The following is a 15,708-nucleotide window of genomic DNA, read 5'->3' on the forward strand; positions in this document are numbered from 1 at the left end:
CCAAAAAATGCTTTTTATTTATAATAGAGGGTAAACGTCCTGCAATAAACTAACCAAAATCAAACGGGATGGGTAAAGAATTGAAAAGACTTTGAGTAAAATCTTCAGTTATGGTACAAATTTGGCGTGTTCAACTACCGAGGACAATTTTCATCCGCAAAGACGAGAAGCAACAACGCGGATAATTGTAATTTTATGGACAATTTGTTCAGGACCTATTCTTCAAACAACGCTGCTCTATTTTCTACCTCCTTCTGCCTGATTGCTGGTGAGCAACACTGGCGCACCGCACTATAGTCACCTCTTCTGCCTGAGCTGGCGCTACGCGCTTAGCTGTCTTATTTAATTTCATATTTTTTTGGTTTGCTGCATGCAGCGGGCCACGATGGATTATATTCTCAAGCAGGAGAAAAACATGTTTTACTGGATCTTATTAGCCCTGGCTATCCTCGCTGAAATTACCGGCACGCTGTCAATGAAATGGGCAAGCGTCAGCGAGGGCAATACCGGTTTTATTTTAATGCTGGTGATGATATCCCTTTCCTATATTTTCCTCTCATTTGCGGTGAAGAAAATTGCGCTGGGTGTGGCCTATGCGCTGTGGGAAGGGATCGGTATTTTATTGATTACGCTGTTCAGCGTTCTGATATTCGACGAAACATTAACAACAATGAAGGTCGCCGGGTTAACGACGCTGGTCGCGGGTATCGTGCTGATTAAATCAGGTACCCGTAAACCGACAAAACAGCAGAAGGAGCAGAACCATGCAACAGTTTGAATGGGTTCATGCGGCCTGGCTGGGCTTCGCCATCGTGCTGGAAATTCTGGCGAACGTTCTGCTGAAATTCTCTGACGGTTTTCGCCGTAAGGTTTATGGCCTGATGTCGATTGCCGCAGTGCTGGGGGCGTTCAGCGCCCTGTCACAGGCGGTCAAAGGTATCGATCTGTCCGTGGCCTATGCGCTGTGGGGCGGTTTTGGTATCGCCGCCACCCTGGCCGCAGGGTGGGTGCTTTTCGGGCAGCGTTTAAATAATAAAGGCTGGATAGGGCTGATCTTGCTGCTGGCGGGCATGATCATGATAAAACTCGCCTGATCAATCGGTAACCCTGATCCACAGACGGCCGCGCTGGCTTACTCTTTAGCCAGCGCTTCCAGCTTATCGCGAAAACCGGTGACGGATAAGGCCCGGTTATCGGCTCGCCAGCGGTCTTTCGCCGCCGGGGCGGAGCTTTGAACCCCAATCAACTGCCAGCCGTTATCGGTTTTCAGCATCAGCGGTGAACCGCTGTCGCCCGGCAACGTATCGCACTGATGGGAAAGCACGCTGGTCTGCGCCCAGCCCGTCACGATACAGTCCGTGTGGGTGTAAAGCGCATCCAGATGATCGACCGGGTAGCCTGACTGCGTTACCTTGCGGTCGGCGGCTTTCAGCGCGGCGGTGAGCGCCGCTTTATCGCCGTCAAATAACGGCAACGGCGTAATGCCCGAAGGCGGGTAGCGCAAAATAATCAGGCCAAAATCCCACGAGGCTGCCGCGGGCGGCACAATCCAGCCGTCGCCATCCGGTTTAAGACGCTTCCCAAGAGAAGCATCAACCCGGCCTTCAATGCCGTGGATTTCATAGCGCCAGATCCCTTTTTGCGACACAAATCGTAAGACAACCGCTTTGTCTGGCTTACCGTTGGGTGGCGTCAACAGGCAGTGGCCCGCCGTCAGCGCTAATTGCGGGGTGATTAACGTCGCGGTACACAGGTTGCCGCTGGCGGTTTCCAGTTGGCCTATAGCATCCCAGGGAGCCTGGGTAGGATCGGTGACGCGAGTACGATCGTCATGACCGAAAAAAAGCGTCTTTAGCTCTTTCGCGCTAATGGCGTTATCACCGCCATCATCCGCCTGTGAAAATCCAGAAAAAAGGCCAAACGTTCCCAGCAACAACACAACAGATTTACGCATATCACACTCTGGTGGGGGTAATTATGATTATTAAAAGTGAACCCTATGAAAATACTATAGACGGGACGGCGCTAAAGTGGGAGTAAAATCAGCGTGCTACAGTCAGGAAAGATAAAAGCGGCTGGCGATGAGCGCGCATAAAATAAGCAGGATAAGAATCAGCTCAAACCGATAGCGTCGCAGCATACGCCCTCCGGATAAAAAAAACGGCGCAGAACCTTTTCCGGTTCAGCGCCGGTTTACCAACGTGCCCCGCAGGGCACGGTTAAGCTTGTACGCTTACGCAGCTGGCTGTGCAGCTGGTTTAGCAGCTTCGTGTTTTACTGCTTTTTTGTGATGCTTTTTCGCAGCCTGGGCTTTCTGCTCTACGGCTGGTTTAGCGGCTTTCTTGTGGTGCTTTTTCGCAGCCTGAGCTTTCTGCTCTACGGCTGGTTTAGCGGCTTTTTTGTGGTGCTTTTTAGCTGCCTGCGCTTTTTGCTCTGCAGCCGGTTTAGCGGCTTTGTGGTGTTTCTTGTGATGTACGGTTTTTGCTGGCGCCGCGGTGGTCGTTGCAGCAGGCGCCGCAGCAGCTGGTGCAGCAGTGGTTTCAGCAGCAAACGCAGCAGAAGACAGACCCATAGCAGCGGCAACAACCAGAGCTAATACTTTTTTCATGTTCATACCCTCGAATTTGGTTTTTCATTTAACCCCACTGCGGGGCCGTTGAAATAACTATATCCCTGTAAATTCGGGGTTTCCGTGAGTGATTGGTATCGGCGTGTAACCATATGTACAAGGCCGGGGAAGAACCCCGGCCTTATCATTACAGGTAGCGTGAGGTCAGGTGTTCGCGGAAGTAGCGGATATTCAGATCTTCACCCGTCGCCTGGGTGATTAACTGCGACGTGCTAAAGCGGCTACCGTGCTGCCAGATGTTCTGACGCAGCCACTCAAAGAGGGCGGAAAAATCGCCCTCAGCGATGGAGGCCTGCAGTCCCGGAAGCGCCGTTTTGGCCGCATGGAACAGCTGCGCGGCATACATCGCGCCCAGCGTGTACGACGGGAAGTAACCAAACCCGCCGTCGGTCCAGTGGATATCCTGCATGCAGCCGTTGCGGTAGTTATCTTTGGTGGATAATCCGAGCCAGGCCTGCATTTTCTCATCCCACAGGGCGGGGATATCGTCCACCTCGATCTCGCCGTTGATCAGGGCGCGCTCAATCTCATAGCGCAGCACCACGTGTGCCGGGTAGCTCACTTCGTCGGCATCGACGCGGATATAGCCTGGCTTCACGCGCTGGTTCCAGGCGATAAAGTTCTCTTCGCTAAACGCCGCCTGACTGCCAAAGCGGGCGTGAACGGCTGGGAGGAGGTGCTTGAGGAAGGCTTCGCTGCGTCCCAGCTGCATCTCAAAGAACAGGCTCTGGGATTCGTGGATCGCGGTTGAGCGGGCCAGGGCAATAGGCTGTCCTGCCCACGCGCGCGGCAGGTTTTGTTCGTAGCGCGCGTGTCCGGTTTCGTGGATCACGCCAAACAGCGCGCTGAGCAGCTCGTCCTCATCATAGCGCGTGGTGATGCGCACATCTTCCGGTACGCCGCCGCAGAACGGGTGCGCACTTACGTCGAGGCGACCGCCGTTAAAATCGAAGCCGAGCATCTTCATGGCTTCCAGACCCAGTTCGCGCTGGGTTGCCGTCGGGAAGGGGCCCTGCGGCGGAACGAACGACCGCTGAGCCTGTTTCTCCACCGCGCTTGCCAGCAGGTCCGGCAGCCAGGTTTTCATATCACCAAACAGCACGTCCAGGCGCGCGCTGGTCATGTCCGGTTCAAAAATATCCAGCAGCGCGTCGTACGGCGTACAGCCTTTGGCTTCTGCGCGCAGGCGGGCTTCTTCACGGCTGAGTTTCACCACTTCTTTCAGGTTGGCGGAAAAGCCCTGCCAGTCGTTGGCGGGACGCTGCGTACGCCAGGCGTGCTCGCACCTGCTGCCCGCGAGAGATTTGGCTTCCACCAGCGATTCCGGCAGCAGGGTAGCCTGCTGATACTGTCGCGTCATTTCCCGCAGGTTGGCCTGTTCGACGTCATTCAGATCTTCCCCTGCTGCGGCCACTAACAGGTCGCCGACTTTTTTATCGGTCAGGATCTGGTGCTGCAGGACGCTCATCTCTGCCAGCGCTTCACCGCGCGCGGCGCTGCCGCCTGGCGGCATCATGGTGAACATGTCCCAGCTGGCGATGGAGGAGAGGTGCGAGAAGCGTGAGAGGCGCTGGAAGGTTTTCACAAGTGACTGATAGGCTGATGTTTTTTGCAATTCTTATTTCCTCATGCCGGGGATGTGTTTCAGGGAGCATACAATGAAACAGACCAAATTCCCCAACATTTCCCACACGGAGGAAATCTGTGCCGATCTCCTCCGTTGAAACCGTCCCCGGCATTCCGGGTGACGGTTTTCGGTGGGCACTCAGGACTTATCACGCATGACCTGTTGCAGGATAGCCAGCGCCTGGTTGAACTGGGCATCCGGAATGGTCAGCGGATAAAGGAAGCGGATCACGTTGCCGTACTGGCCGCAGATCAATAACAGCAGGCCCTGGGCGAGTGCCTTTTGCTGTATCGCCTGCGCGATGGCGGCCGAAGGCTCACGGCTCTCAGGATCAAAAAACTCCGCCGCAATCATCGATCCTCTCCCCCTTATCGCCACGAGCGCAGGGAAGGTGACCTGAATCTCCTCCAGCGTGGCTTTCAGTCGATCCCCCAGATGGCAGGCGCGGGCGCACAGTGACTCGTTGTCGATAATCTTCAGCACCGCGTGCGCGGCGGCCACCGCAAGCGGGTTGCCTGCATAGGTCCCCCCCAGACCGCCGGGCGCCGGCGCGTCCATGATTTCGGCGCGACCCACCACGCCAGACAGCGGCATTCCGCCTGCCAGGCTTTTCGCCATCGTCATCAGGTCGGGCTTGTCCACGTAGTGTTCCATGGCAAACAGTTTACCCGTACGGGCGAAGCCGCTCTGCACTTCGTCGGCAATCATCACGATCCCGTGCTCATCACAGATTCGGCGAATGGCGGCCACCAGCTCTGGCGGGGCGACGTTGAATCCGCCTTCACCCTGAATGGGTTCAAAAATGATCGCTGCCACCTGTTTCGCCTCAATATCCGCTTTGAACAGGCGTTCTATCGCCGTGATGGCATCCTGCGTCGTGATGCCGTGCAGCTCGGAGGGATACGGCACGTGATAAACCGACCCCGGGAAGGGGCCAAATCCCAGCTTGTAAGGCGCAACCTTGCCGGTCAACGCCATGGTCATATAGGTTCGGCCGTGAAAGCCTCCGCCGAAGGCAATCACGCCCGGTCTGCCGGTGTGGGCCCGGGCGATTTTAATGGCATTTTCCACCGCTTCCGCGCCCGTGGTGAAGAACGCCGTTTTGGCCGGGCTCTGGACCGGGGCCAGCTCGTTAAGTTTCTCGGCTAATGAAACATAGCTTTCATACGGCACAATCTGGTAGGCCGTGTGGGTGAACTGGTGAAGCTGTTTTTCTACTGCGGCTACAAGTTCAGGATGACGATGGCCGGTATTCAGCACCGCGATCCCGGCGGCGAAATCAATATAGTCGTTGCCTTCCACGTCGGTGAGGGTGGCATTCTCCGCCGAGCGGGCAAAGAAATTACACATTACGCCTACGCCGCGCGGGGTGGCAGAAAGTCTGCGCTGATGAAATTCCTGGTTACTCATGTCAGATACCCTTTTGTCGAAACGATCATACGCCAAGACGATCGCGCAGGCTGTAGTACGCCGCGCCCATCGCCGTGAATGGAATCCGCAGGCTGCGGCCGCCCGGGAAGGGGTAGTGCGGGAGGTTGGCAAACGCATCAAAGCGCTCAGCGTCACCGCGCAACAGTTCCGAGATCAGCCGCCCGGCCAGATGGGTGCAGGTCACGCCGTGGCCGCTGTAGCCCTGCATGTAATAGATGTTTTTATCCAGACGACCAAACTGCGGCATACGGGACAGGGTCAGCAGGAAGTTGCCCGTCCAGCGGTAGTCGATTTTGACGCCTGCCAGCTGAGGGAAGGTTTTCAGCAGCTTTGGCATCACCAGGCGTTCGACATCGTCCGGATCGCGCGCGCCATAGACGACGCCACCGCCGTACAGCAGGCGGTTGTCGGCGGTGAGACGGTAGTAATCCAGCAGATAATTGCAATCTTCCACGCAGTAGTTATTGGGGATCAGCGTGCGGGCGACCTCCTCCGGCAGCGGGGCGGTGGTCACCACTTGAGTGCCGCAGGGCATGCTGCGTTTTGCCAGCTCCGGTTCTATCTTATCGCCCAGATAGGCATTCCCGGCGACGATCACGTAGCGGGCCGTGACCTGGCCATGCTGCGTGCTTACTACTGCCGGGCTGGTGTGCTGAATGGCGGTCACCGGAGACTGTTCATATACACGCCCACCGTTCAGGCGAATGGCGTCCGCTTCGCCGATCGCCAGGTTCAGCGGATGAATGTGCCCCCCGCTGCGGTCCAGCAGCGCACCGGTATAGCGGTCGCTGTCGACTTCCCGGCGGATGGCGCTGGCGTCCAGCAACTCCAGCTGCGTGTTGCCGTAGCGTTCCCAGTTGGACTTTTGCTCCTCCAGCGTCTCCAGTTGCTTATGATTTAGCGCCACAAACAGCCCGCCGGGACGATAGTCGCACTGGATCTGATAGCGCTGGATACGCTCCCGAATAATTTCCCCGCCTTCAAACATCATGCTCCCGAGCACTTTGGCTGCATCGGGCCCGTAGTTTTTCTCGATCACGTCGATATCACGGCTGTAGGAGTTAACCAGCTGGCCGCCGTTGCGTCCGCTGGCGCCGAAGCCGATGCGCGCACCTTCAAGGAGCACTACGTCGTAGCCCATTTCAGAAAGATGCAGCGCGGAGGAGAGGCCGGTATAGCCGCCGCCCACCACACACACGTCACAGCTGATCGACTCGTTAAGCGTCGGGAAAGGTTCATAAGCATTCGCGCTGGCCGCGTAGTAGCTGGTGGTATGTTCGGTCATGATTGAGGCTCCAGGGCAATCCAGATGGTTTTCAGTTCGGTAAATTTTTCCAGCGCGTGCAGGGACTTATCGCGACCGTTGCCGCTCTGCTTATAGCCGCCAAAGGGGACGGTCATATCACCGTCGTTATAGTTATTGACGAAGACCGAGCCGGCTTTCAGGCGGCGGCTCATGCGGTGCGCGCGAGAGAGATCGCGGGTCCATACCGCCGCGCCAAGCCCGTATTCACTGTCGTTGGCCAGCGTTAAGGCTTCCTCTTCGGTTTTAAAACGGGTGACGACCAGCACCGGCCCGAAAATCTCTTCCCGGCACAGCGGGGAGGCAGGGTCGATGTCGACAAAAATGGTGGGACCGACTGCGGAAGGCCATGATTGTTCCCGCCCGTCCAGCAGCAGCGTACCTTTCCGGGTTCCCTCGCGAATAAACGTGTGGACGGTATCGGCGTGCGCAGCGTCGATGAGCATGCCCATCGTGCTGTCCGGGTCGAGCGGATCGCCAGGCTGCCAGTGACGGGCCTGCGCTTTCAGCCTTGCCAGAAAATCATCGGCGATGCTGTCTTCGAGCAGCAGGCGGGTACCGGCGATACAGACTTGCCCCTGGTTGTAAAAAATCCCGGCGGCGGTCGCGCTCACGGCCTTGTCCATGTCCGGACAGTCGGCAAAGATAATGTTGGCGCTCTTGCCGCCTGCCTCCAGCCAGACGCGCTTCATGTTGCTTTCTCCCGCGTCCTTCAACAGCTGCTTGCCGGTACGGGTAGAGCCGGTAAACGTCAGCACTTCGACCTCCGGATGCAGTGCCAGCGCCTGGCCCGCTTCGTGGCCGTAACCGCTTATCACATTCAGCACGCCGTCCGGCAGGCCCGCCTCTTTCGCCAGCCCGGCCAGGCGCAGGGCGGTGAGCGGTGATTTCTCCGACGGTTTTAATACCACGCTATTGCCCGCGATCAGTGCCGGGCCCAGCTTCCAGCAGGCCAGCAGCAGCGGGAAGTTCCAGGGGACGATGGCCGCAACAACCCCGATCGGCTCGCGCACGATCATCGCCAGCTCGCCCGGACCCGTAGGCGCCACTTCGCCGTAGACTTTATCCGCCGCTTCGGCGTACCAGCGAATGGCGCGAGCCGCGCCGGGAATATCGTCGCGCAGGCTGTGGCGGATGGGTTTACCGGTGTCCAGCGTTTCCAGTAAGGCCAGCTCTTCGCCGTGGCGCTCCATTAAATCGGCGAGCTTATTCAGCACGGCCTTGCGCTGCGCCGGAGACGCCTGTGACCAGTCGCCGCGCTCAAATACCTCACGTGCGGCCTGAACCGCGCGGTCCACGTCCGCCTGCTTGCCCCGGGCCACGTTCGCCAGCGTCTGTTGGGTAGCGGGATTGACGGTTTCAAACGTGGCATTATCGGCGGCGTCACAATAGGCACCGTTAATAAATAACCGGGTCTCAATGGCGCTGTTTTTTGCTTTATCCTGCCAGTAAGTCAGGTGCTGAAAATGCATATTCACTCCTTTCTTTCGCAATCAGATAAATAAAGGCATGGCCGTTTCAGGCAATACGAAGCCGTGGGGCATCCCGGGAATTAACCCGTTGAATGCCGACATTGATCGTTTTTATTTGTCCCGGCGTAAGCGCGCTTACGCCGGGACTGAGTGGTAATTAGAACGTGGTGGGGGTGTGGGCACTGATAATGCGGCAGATGCCTGCCGAGGTATTGCTGAAGCTGTGCGGTATGCCGGTATTGATGGCATAGCTCTGCCCTGCAACCAGGTGATAAGGCTGGCCATTAATGGTCAGCACTATTTCACCTTCCAGTATCGTACCGATCTCCTCACCCTGATGTTTGATCCTCTCTCCGGTCGTGGTTCCAGGCTGGTAAGTTTCAAAAATCATCGCCAGCGTACGGTTCGGATTTCCGTTATGAACCAGCTTCATCGAAACCCCCTGACTGCCTATTTCGATAAGGTCTTCCTGATTAATAACCACCTGCGGTTCATCAGGTTTTTCCGGTTCCGAAAAGAATTCCGAGAGCGACAGCCCATAGACTTTCAGCAGCTTTTGCAGCGTACTGATGGCAGGACTCACTTTGTCCTGCTCAATGGTGCTGATGGCACTGTGTGTTAACCCAGACAGTTCGGCGGCACGCCGCTGCGAGAGACCCAATTGCTGGCGGATCTCAGACAGACGTTTCCCTGGCGCCAGTCCGTCATCGCTCATAGTTGCATTTCCTTTACGGTAGTGGTCAAAGCCGTTGCTTCTCGGCAATGTGGCTTTGACAGGCGGTGATAAAACCATCAAACAACATACGTGAGAGGGCGTACTCGCTGCTGTTCCATTCGGGGTGCCATTGCACGCCGAGGGCAAAAGGGTGGTCATGAACGCTGACCGCTTCCACCAGCCCGTCCGTCGAACGGGCCTCCACGCGAAGCCGTGGTCCTAACGTTCGTGCACCTTGCCCGTGTAACGAGTTTACCCAAAATGTGTTACAGCCTGGTATTAATTGAGACAGCAGTCCTCCCTCCTGAACCTGAACCTCATGAGAAGGGGCGTATTGTAGCTCAACCGGCAGTTCAGGATCTTCCCGGTGTTCAAGCAGGTCGTTCTGCTCAAACAGGCGGCGATACAACGTCCCTCCCGTCGCAACAACCAGCTCCTGCAGCCCCCGGCAGATGGCGAAAATGGGGATGCGCCTTTCGAGCGCGGCGGCAATCAGCGCCATACTCAGAAGATCTCGCCCGGGATCGGCGTCAGGCTCATCGCCGTTTTCACCATAAAGGTGCGGCTGCACGTTACTTGGGCTGCCCGGCAGGTAAATCCCGTCCAGGGTTGGCAGCAGAGCGGTAAGTAGCTCTGGCTCTGCCAGCGCATGGGGTAAGGCAATCGGTAAGCCCCCCGCGTTAATAATGGCATTCAGGTACTTTTCTTGCAGGGTCTGGGTCTCATGACCCTTAAGCCTGTTTCTGCACATCACTACGCCAATAACTGGCTTGTTCATTATATTTTCCATGATCGCCCTCACAAAGTGGACTAAATTTAGGCCATTCTCGCCTGTGAAACGGCCTTTTCGTTCAATATTTTCTCAATCTAGCAACGGGATCTGCCTTTTGCAAACTTAATTTAACATTTGACAAACAATTTGTTTGCATACAGATTCGATAGGGTGGACATTATATTTGACAGTCCAGAGCAGCGAACGCAAATCCCAAAAACGGTGGTAAATCATGGAAACCAATATCGTAGAAGTTGAGAACTTTGTGCAGCACACGGATGAGAGGCGGGGCAGCGCCTTTACGCAGGAAGTGAAGCGCTATTTAGAAAAGTATCCTGACACCCAGTTTATTGATGTCCTCCTGACCGACCTGAACGGCTGTTTTCGCGGCAAGCGCATCCCGGTTGCCGGACTGAGCAAGCTTGAAAAAGGCTGCTATTTCCCGGCATCGGTTTTCGCCATGGACATTTTGGGTAACGTCGTGGAAGAGGCGGGCCTGGGGCAGGAGCTCGGCGAGCCGGACTGTATCTGCGTGCCGGTACCGGGTACCCTGACGCCGTCCGCCGCCGACCCGGAATACATTGGTCAGGTGCAGCTCACCATGGTCGATGAAGATGGCGCTCCCTTTGACGTTGAGCCGCGGAACGTACTCAACCGACTCTGGCAGCAGTTGCGCCAGCGCGGTCTGTTCCCCGTGGTAGCGGTAGAGCTGGAGTTCTATTTACTTGACCGTAAGCGCGATGCCGACGGCTATCTGCAGCCACCCTGCGCGCCGGGCACCGACGTACGCAACACGCAGAGTCAGGTCTACTCGGTTGATAACCTGAACCACTTTGCTGACGTGCTGAACGACATTGACGAACTGGCGCAGCTGCAACTGATCCCCGCCGACGGGGCCGTGGCTGAGGCCTCCCCGGGCCAGTTTGAAATTAACCTGCACCATACGGAAAACGTGCTCGACGCCTGCGATGATGCGCTGGCACTGAAACGTCTCGTCAGGCAGATGGCGGAAAAACATAAGATGCACGCCACGTTTATGGCAAAGCCGTATGAAGAGCATGCGGGCAGCGGGATGCATATCCACATCAGCGTGCAAAACAACCGAGGCGAAAACGTGCTCGCAGACGCCAACGGCGAGGATTCCGCGCTGCTGAAACGCGCGCTGGCCGGGATGATCGATCTGATGCCCGCGTCCATGGCGCTGCTGGCGCCGAACGTCAACTCCTACCGCCGCTTCCAGCCGGGAATGTACGTACCGACGCAGGCGTCATGGGGACACAATAATCGCACCGTTGCCCTGCGTATCCCCTGCGGCGATCGCCATAACCATCGGGTCGAGTACCGGGTGGCGGGAGCAGACGCGAACCCGTATCTGGTGATGGCGGCGATTTTTGCCGGCATTCTGCACGGGCTGGATAACGATTTACCCCTGCAGGAAGAAGTGGAAGGCAATGGTCTGGAGCAGGACGGACTGCCGTTCCCGATTCGTCAGAGCGATGCGCTGTGGGAATTTATGCAAAACGATCATCTTCGCGAGCGGCTGGGCGAACGTTTCTGCCACGTCTATCACGCCTGCAAAAATGATGAATTACTGCAGTTTGAACGCCTGATTACCGAAACAGAAATTGAGTGGATGCTGAAAAACGCCTGATGACGTGCCCCGGTAAGGGGCCGCTTTGTTTCATCGCATACGTATCACCAAACGGCCTGCGCGGAGCCTGGCCGAAACGTTCGCTGGCACGCCAGCTATCTCCCGGGAGTCGCGTTATGGAGCGCAGGCGGCACAGGGACTTTCTTAACGACACTGTGTGACGAGGTAGGAAATGATGCAGATGTTCAACTATCCGCAGGGCGAAGGGGGCCAGTCAGGCGCCTGCTGTGAGTGCGAGCGAGAGACGCTGCGCTGGTACGATCGCGTATGTTCTTTACAACTTCCCCCTTTGCTAAGCAGGTTTGCGTTACGGTCAACGCGATTGCAAACCACGGTAAGCATGGGGGGGACGGTTTATGGCGACTAACACTTCTCTTGACTCGCCGCGCATGGCCGGAAGAACCCGGCTGCGCAGTTCCCTCAAGCTCTGGCAGGTGGTCATGATGGGGCTGGCTTACCTCACTCCCATGACCGTGTTTGATACCTTCGGCATTGTGTCCGGTATCAGCAATGGCCACGTGCCCGCCTCGTATCTGCTGGCGCTGGCGGGCGTCATGTTTACCGCCATCAGCTACGGCAAACTGGTACGACAGTTCCCGGAAGCGGGCTCCGCGTATACCTACACGCAGAAATCGATCGGCCCCCACCTGGGGTTTATGGTCGGCTGGTCATCCCTGCTGGACTATCTCTTCCTGCCGATGATCAACGTGCTGCTGGCGAAGATCTACCTTTCCGCATTGTTCCCTGAAGTCCCGCCCTGGGTCTGGGTGGTGGGGTTTGTGACGATCCTGACGCTGGCGAACCTGAAAAGCGTTAACCTGGTCGCCAACTTTAACACTCTGTTTGTGCTGGTGCAGGTCGCCATCATGGTGGTCTTTGTCATACTCGTAGTGCATGGACTGCACAAGGGGGAGGGGGTTGGCACCGTCTGGTCGCTCCAGCCGTTTATCAGCGAGAACGCGCACCTGCTTCCTATCATTACCGGCGCGACTATCGTCTGCTTCTCTTTCCTCGGCTTTGACGCGGTCACCACGCTCTCGGAGGAGACGCCAAACGCGGCGCGGGTGATCCCCAAAGCGATTTTCCTGACCGCACTGTATGGCGGGCTGATATTTATTGTTGCCTCGTTTTTCATGCAGCTCTTTTTCCCGACGATCGCGCGCTTCAAGAACCCGGACGCCGCGCTGCCGGAAATTGCGCTGTACGTGGGCGGCAAGCTCTTCCAGTCGGTGTTTCTGTGCACCACGTTTGTGAATACGCTCGCTTCAGGCCTGGCCTCGCACGCCAGCGTCTCACGCTTATTGTACGTGATGGGGCGTGACAACGTCTTTCCTGAGCGGGTGTTTGGCTACGTGCATCCGAAGTGGCGCACTCCGGCCCTGAACGTGATTATGGTAGGGATAGTGGCGCTGTCGGCCCTGTACTTTGATCTGGTGACCGCGACGGCGCTGATCAACTTTGGCGCGCTGGTGGCGTTTACGTTTGTTAATCTCTCGGTGTACAACCATTTCTGGCGGCGTAAGGGGCTGAACAAAACGTGGAAAGATCGGCTCCACTATTTCCTGCTGCCACTCATTGGTGCCGCAACGGTCGGCGTGCTGTGGATCAACCTCGAAGCTACGTCCCTGACGCTTGGCCTCATCTGGGCGGCACTGGGTGTCCTTTACCTGACCTGGCTCACGCGCCGCTTCCGAAAACCGCCTCCGCAGTTTGAAGCCGGTAAGATAGAACAGGCCTGGGATTCCTGAACGAAAAACGGCACCAGTAAGCTGGTGCCGTTTATCTGGATCGGGCATCAGCCCGCAGGATGATTATCGCAGGCGTTTATGAAGGCTTGCGCCCACCAGCAGTGCGGCACAGAGCATCAGCGCGATAAACCCGCCCACGCCGTTCCAGCCGTAGTGATGCCAGAACACGCCGCCCAGCGTCCCGGCAATGCTTGAGCCCAGATAATAGCTAAACAGATACAGCGACGATGCCTGGCCTTTGGCGCGACGCGCGCGCGGGCCAATCCAGCTGCTGGCGACGGAGTGAGCGGCGAAGAACCCTGCGGAGAAGAGCAGCATCCCGGCAAAGATAAGCCACAGGGAAGAGAAGAGCGTCAGCAGCAGGCCGAGCAGCATCACCGCGGTAAACACCAGCATCACCGGCCCGCGGCCAAAGCGTGCCGTCATCGCCCCGGCTTTCGGCGAACTCCACGTACCGGTGAGATAGGCCACGGAAAGCAAACCCACAACGGCCTGATTCAGATGCCACGGCGAGAGCATCAGCCGGTAGCCAATATAGTTAAACAGCGTCACGAAGGAACCCATCAGCAGGAATCCCATCAGAAACAGTCGCGGTAAACCTTTGTCACGCCAGTGCAGACGGAAGTTGATAAACAGCGTTTTCGGACGCAGAGACGTCGGGCGAAAATGACGCGATTCCGGCAGGATTTTCCAGAACATCAGGGCCGATGCCAGCGCAAAACACCCGATCACCGCCAGCGCAATACGCCAGCTAAAGAAGTCCGTGAATACCCCGCTCAGCAGACGCCCGCTCATGCCGCCAATCGAGTTCCCGCTGATGTACAGCCCCATCGAAAAGGCGACGAAGCTCGGATGGATCTCCTCGCTGAGATAGGTCATCCCGACTGCCGCCACGCCGCTGAGCGATAGCCCGATCAGCGCGCGCATCATCAAAATGCCGTGCCAGCTGGTCATCATGGTCGAGAGTAACGTACAGACCGAGGCCAGCATCAGGGCGGTTACCATCACCTGTTTACGGCCAACGGCGTCGGAGAGCGGGCCGGTAAAAAGCAGGCCAATTGCCAGCATCCCGGTTGAAATGGAAAGCGAAACGCTGCTGCTGGCAGGAGATACGCCAAACTCGTGGGAGAGAACGGGCAGGATCGGCTGAACGCAGTAGAGCAGGGCAAACGTTGCCAGACCGGCGGAAAAGAGCGCCAGCGTGACGCGCATAAACTGGGGGGTACCACGTTTGATGAACTGAACCGGCTGCGATGCTACAGGCAAATCATTAATATCTCTGGCCGGCTCGATATCAATGGTAGATGTACGACTCACACAGTTTCCTTGCTTAAACATCCCCGTGATTTCTGGTGACGGGTATGACCACACGTACAGGGTAGGAAAATGTAAATATTCTGTCTAATATATTAATAATCTCAAATGATACTTTAAAAATATGAATATCGAGCTGCGTCATCTTCGCTATTTTGTCGCCGTCGCTGAGGAACTGCATTTTGGCCGCGCGGCGGCACGGCTGAACATTTCTCAGCCGCCTTTAAGCCAGCAGATTCAAATCCTCGAACAGCAGGTCGGGGCGCGTCTTCTGGCCCGCACCAACCGCAGCGTGAGCCTGACGGCAGCGGGTAAGCAGTTTCTGATCGACAGCCGACAAATTCTGAGCATGGTCGACGACGCCGCTGCCCGGGCGGAACGGCTCTATCTTGGGGAAGCCGGGGAGCTGCGGATCGGGTTTACCTCGTCCGCGCCGTTTATCAGCGCCGTCTCGCAGACGCTTTCGTCCTTCCGCCGTCATTTTCCGGACGTGCATATTCAGACGCGCGAAATTAATACCCGCGAGCAGATTGCGCCGCTGAACGAAGGTGCGCTCGATCTGGCGCTGATGCGTAATACCCAGCTGCCGGACACGCTGGCGTGGGAGGTTATCCTGCGCGAACCGCTGATGGCCATGATCCCGAACGATCACCCGCTGGCGTCGCGTCCGGCGGTTTCGCTGGCGGAGCTGGCAAAAGAGCCGTTTGTCTTTTTTGACCCGCAGGTCGGGACGGGCCTGTATGACGATATCCTTGGGCTGATGCGCCGCTACGATCTGGCGCCGGTCATTACCCAGGAAGTGGGAGAGGCGATGACCATTATCGGCCTGGTCGCCGCCGGGCTGGGCGTGTCGATACTCCCGGCCTCCTTTAAGCGGGTACAGCTGCGCGAGATGCGCTGGGTTGCTATCGCCGAAGAGGATGCCGTTTCAGAGATGTGGCTAGTGTGGTCAAAACATCGCGAACAGAGTCATGCTGCCCAGCGCTTCAAACAGCGGTTAATCCAGGCTTCCGCGGTCTGATATTTCCCTGGAAAACGGGTAAAAA

The 15,708-nt window shown here is 57.0% G+C and carries 15 protein-coding genes; 5 read left to right on the forward strand and 10 right to left on the reverse strand.

What is annotated here, in order from left to right; genetic code table 11:
- The first annotated feature begins 415 nt into the window (after positions 1–415).
- Together mdtJ and mdtI are read left to right on the forward strand one after the other, a co-directional pair.
- Entirely contained in the window at positions 416–778 is a 363-nt protein-coding gene (gene mdtJ / locus IM265_RS08250) for a multidrug/spermidine efflux SMR transporter subunit MdtJ (RefSeq protein WP_028012965.1), read from the forward strand.
- Positions 765–1,094, forward strand: a complete 330-nt coding sequence (gene mdtI, locus IM265_RS08255) for a multidrug/spermidine efflux SMR transporter subunit MdtI (RefSeq protein ID WP_028012966.1) — start codon at positions 765–767, stop codon at positions 1,092–1,094. The genes mdtJ and mdtI overlap by 14 nt, the downstream gene beginning before the upstream one ends.
- 38 nt (positions 1,095–1,132) lie before the next feature.
- Here mdtI and IM265_RS08260 read toward each other — a convergent pair whose 3' ends face one another.
- From IM265_RS08260 to puuD, 9 genes are all read right to left on the reverse strand, one after another.
- Positions 1,133–1,954, reverse strand: coding sequence for a serine protease (locus IM265_RS08260; RefSeq protein WP_028012967.1), 822 nt, complete (start codon positions 1,952–1,954; stop codon positions 1,133–1,135).
- A gap of 102 nt (positions 1,955–2,056) precedes the next feature.
- Positions 2,057–2,140, reverse strand: a complete 84-nt coding sequence (locus IM265_RS22190; RefSeq protein WP_023617729.1) for a hypothetical protein — start codon at positions 2,138–2,140, stop codon at positions 2,057–2,059.
- A 93-nt stretch (positions 2,141–2,233) separates the two neighbouring features.
- A complete protein-coding gene (gene asr / locus IM265_RS08265) occupies positions 2,234–2,608 on the reverse strand; it encodes an acid resistance repetitive basic protein Asr (RefSeq protein WP_032642591.1) in 375 nt (124 codons plus the stop codon).
- A 148-nt stretch (positions 2,609–2,756) separates the two neighbouring features.
- A complete protein-coding gene (locus tag IM265_RS08270) occupies positions 2,757–4,244 on the reverse strand; it encodes a carboxypeptidase M32 (protein ID WP_047368446.1) in 1,488 nt (495 codons plus the stop codon).
- 150 nt (positions 4,245–4,394) lie between these two features.
- On the reverse strand, positions 4,395–5,666 hold the full coding sequence (gene puuE, locus IM265_RS08275) for a 4-aminobutyrate transaminase (protein WP_063438447.1): 1,272 nt from the start codon (positions 5,664–5,666) through the stop codon (positions 4,395–4,397).
- 25 nt (positions 5,667–5,691) lie between these two features.
- The gene (locus IM265_RS08280) at positions 5,692–6,972 is read right to left on the reverse strand and encodes an FAD-binding oxidoreductase (RefSeq protein ID WP_193031273.1); all 1,281 of its coding nucleotides are present in this window, start codon (positions 6,970–6,972) and stop codon (positions 5,692–5,694) included.
- Positions 6,969–8,462, reverse strand: a complete 1,494-nt coding sequence (gene puuC / locus IM265_RS08285) for an aldehyde dehydrogenase PuuC (protein ID WP_193031275.1) — start codon at positions 8,460–8,462, stop codon at positions 6,969–6,971. The genes IM265_RS08280 and puuC overlap by 4 nt, the downstream gene beginning before the upstream one ends.
- A gap of 157 nt (positions 8,463–8,619) precedes the next feature.
- Positions 8,620–9,177, reverse strand: coding sequence for an HTH-type transcriptional regulator PuuR (gene puuR / locus IM265_RS08290; RefSeq protein WP_013096835.1), 558 nt, complete (start codon positions 9,175–9,177; stop codon positions 8,620–8,622).
- Between the two features lie 25 nt (positions 9,178–9,202).
- Positions 9,203–9,967 (reverse strand): gamma-glutamyl-gamma-aminobutyrate hydrolase, encoded by a 765-nt coding sequence (puuD, locus tag IM265_RS08295; RefSeq protein WP_028012974.1) that lies wholly within the window; start codon positions 9,965–9,967, stop codon positions 9,203–9,205.
- Positions 9,968–10,181: 214 nt separating this feature from the next.
- Here puuD and IM265_RS08300 point away from each other — a divergent pair, with 214 nt between their 5' ends.
- Positions 10,182–11,600: a glutamine synthetase family protein gene (locus tag IM265_RS08300; protein WP_049138851.1), complete on the forward strand. Its 1,419-nt coding sequence runs from the start codon at positions 10,182–10,184 to the stop codon at positions 11,598–11,600.
- 356 nt (positions 11,601–11,956) lie between these two features.
- On the forward strand, positions 11,957–13,348 hold the full coding sequence (locus IM265_RS08305; RefSeq protein ID WP_063153918.1) for an APC family permease: 1,392 nt from the start codon (positions 11,957–11,959) through the stop codon (positions 13,346–13,348).
- Positions 13,349–13,411: 63 nt separating this feature from the next.
- On the opposite strand, the gene IM265_RS08310 is transcribed toward IM265_RS08305, so the two are convergent.
- The gene (locus IM265_RS08310) at positions 13,412–14,665 is read right to left on the reverse strand and encodes an MFS transporter (RefSeq protein ID WP_045261454.1); all 1,254 of its coding nucleotides are present in this window, start codon (positions 14,663–14,665) and stop codon (positions 13,412–13,414) included.
- Between the two features lie 121 nt (positions 14,666–14,786).
- Here IM265_RS08310 and IM265_RS08315 point away from each other — a divergent pair, with 121 nt between their 5' ends.
- The gene (locus tag IM265_RS08315; protein ID WP_193031277.1) at positions 14,787–15,683 is read left to right on the forward strand and encodes a LysR family transcriptional regulator; all 897 of its coding nucleotides are present in this window, start codon (positions 14,787–14,789) and stop codon (positions 15,681–15,683) included.
- The last annotated feature ends 25 nt before the right edge of the window (positions 15,684–15,708 follow it).

This window comes from Enterobacter cloacae complex sp. P17RS (assembly GCF_014895885.1).
Classification (GTDB): domain Bacteria; phylum Pseudomonadota; class Gammaproteobacteria; order Enterobacterales; family Enterobacteriaceae; genus Enterobacter; species Enterobacter bugandensis.

What these genes read in the sequence shown, in the direction of transcription:
- mdtJ (WP_028012965.1), top strand. Translation starts at nt 416, where the DNA reads ATGTTTTACTGGATCTTATTAGCCCTGGCTATCCTCGCTGAAATTACC.
- mdtI (WP_028012966.1), top strand. Translation starts at nt 765, where the DNA reads ATGCAACAGTTTGAATGGGTTCATGCGGCCTGGCTGGGCTTCGCCATC.
- IM265_RS08260 (WP_028012967.1), bottom strand. Translation starts at nt 1,954, where the DNA reads ATGCGTAAATCTGTTGTGTTGTTGCTGGGAACGTTTGGCCTTTTTTCT.
- IM265_RS22190 (WP_023617729.1), bottom strand. Translation starts at nt 2,140, where the DNA reads ATGCTGCGACGCTATCGGTTTGAGCTGATTCTTATCCTGCTTATTTTA.
- asr (WP_032642591.1), bottom strand. Translation starts at nt 2,608, where the DNA reads ATGAAAAAAGTATTAGCTCTGGTTGTTGCCGCTGCTATGGGTCTGTCT.
- puuE (WP_063438447.1), bottom strand. Translation starts at nt 5,666, where the DNA reads ATGAGTAACCAGGAATTTCATCAGCGCAGACTTTCTGCCACCCCGCGC.
- IM265_RS08280 (WP_193031273.1), bottom strand. Translation starts at nt 6,972, where the DNA reads ATGACCGAACATACCACCAGCTACTACGCGGCCAGCGCGAATGCTTAT.
- puuC (WP_193031275.1), bottom strand. Translation starts at nt 8,462, where the DNA reads ATGCATTTTCAGCACCTGACTTACTGGCAGGATAAAGCAAAAAACAGC.
- puuR (WP_013096835.1), bottom strand. Translation starts at nt 9,177, where the DNA reads ATGAGCGATGACGGACTGGCGCCAGGGAAACGTCTGTCTGAGATCCGC.
- puuD (WP_028012974.1), bottom strand. Translation starts at nt 9,967, where the DNA reads ATGGAAAATATAATGAACAAGCCAGTTATTGGCGTAGTGATGTGCAGA.
- IM265_RS08300 (WP_049138851.1), top strand. Translation starts at nt 10,182, where the DNA reads ATGGAAACCAATATCGTAGAAGTTGAGAACTTTGTGCAGCACACGGAT.
- IM265_RS08305 (WP_063153918.1), top strand. Translation starts at nt 11,957, where the DNA reads ATGGCGACTAACACTTCTCTTGACTCGCCGCGCATGGCCGGAAGAACC.
- IM265_RS08315 (WP_193031277.1), top strand. Translation starts at nt 14,787, where the DNA reads ATGAATATCGAGCTGCGTCATCTTCGCTATTTTGTCGCCGTCGCTGAG.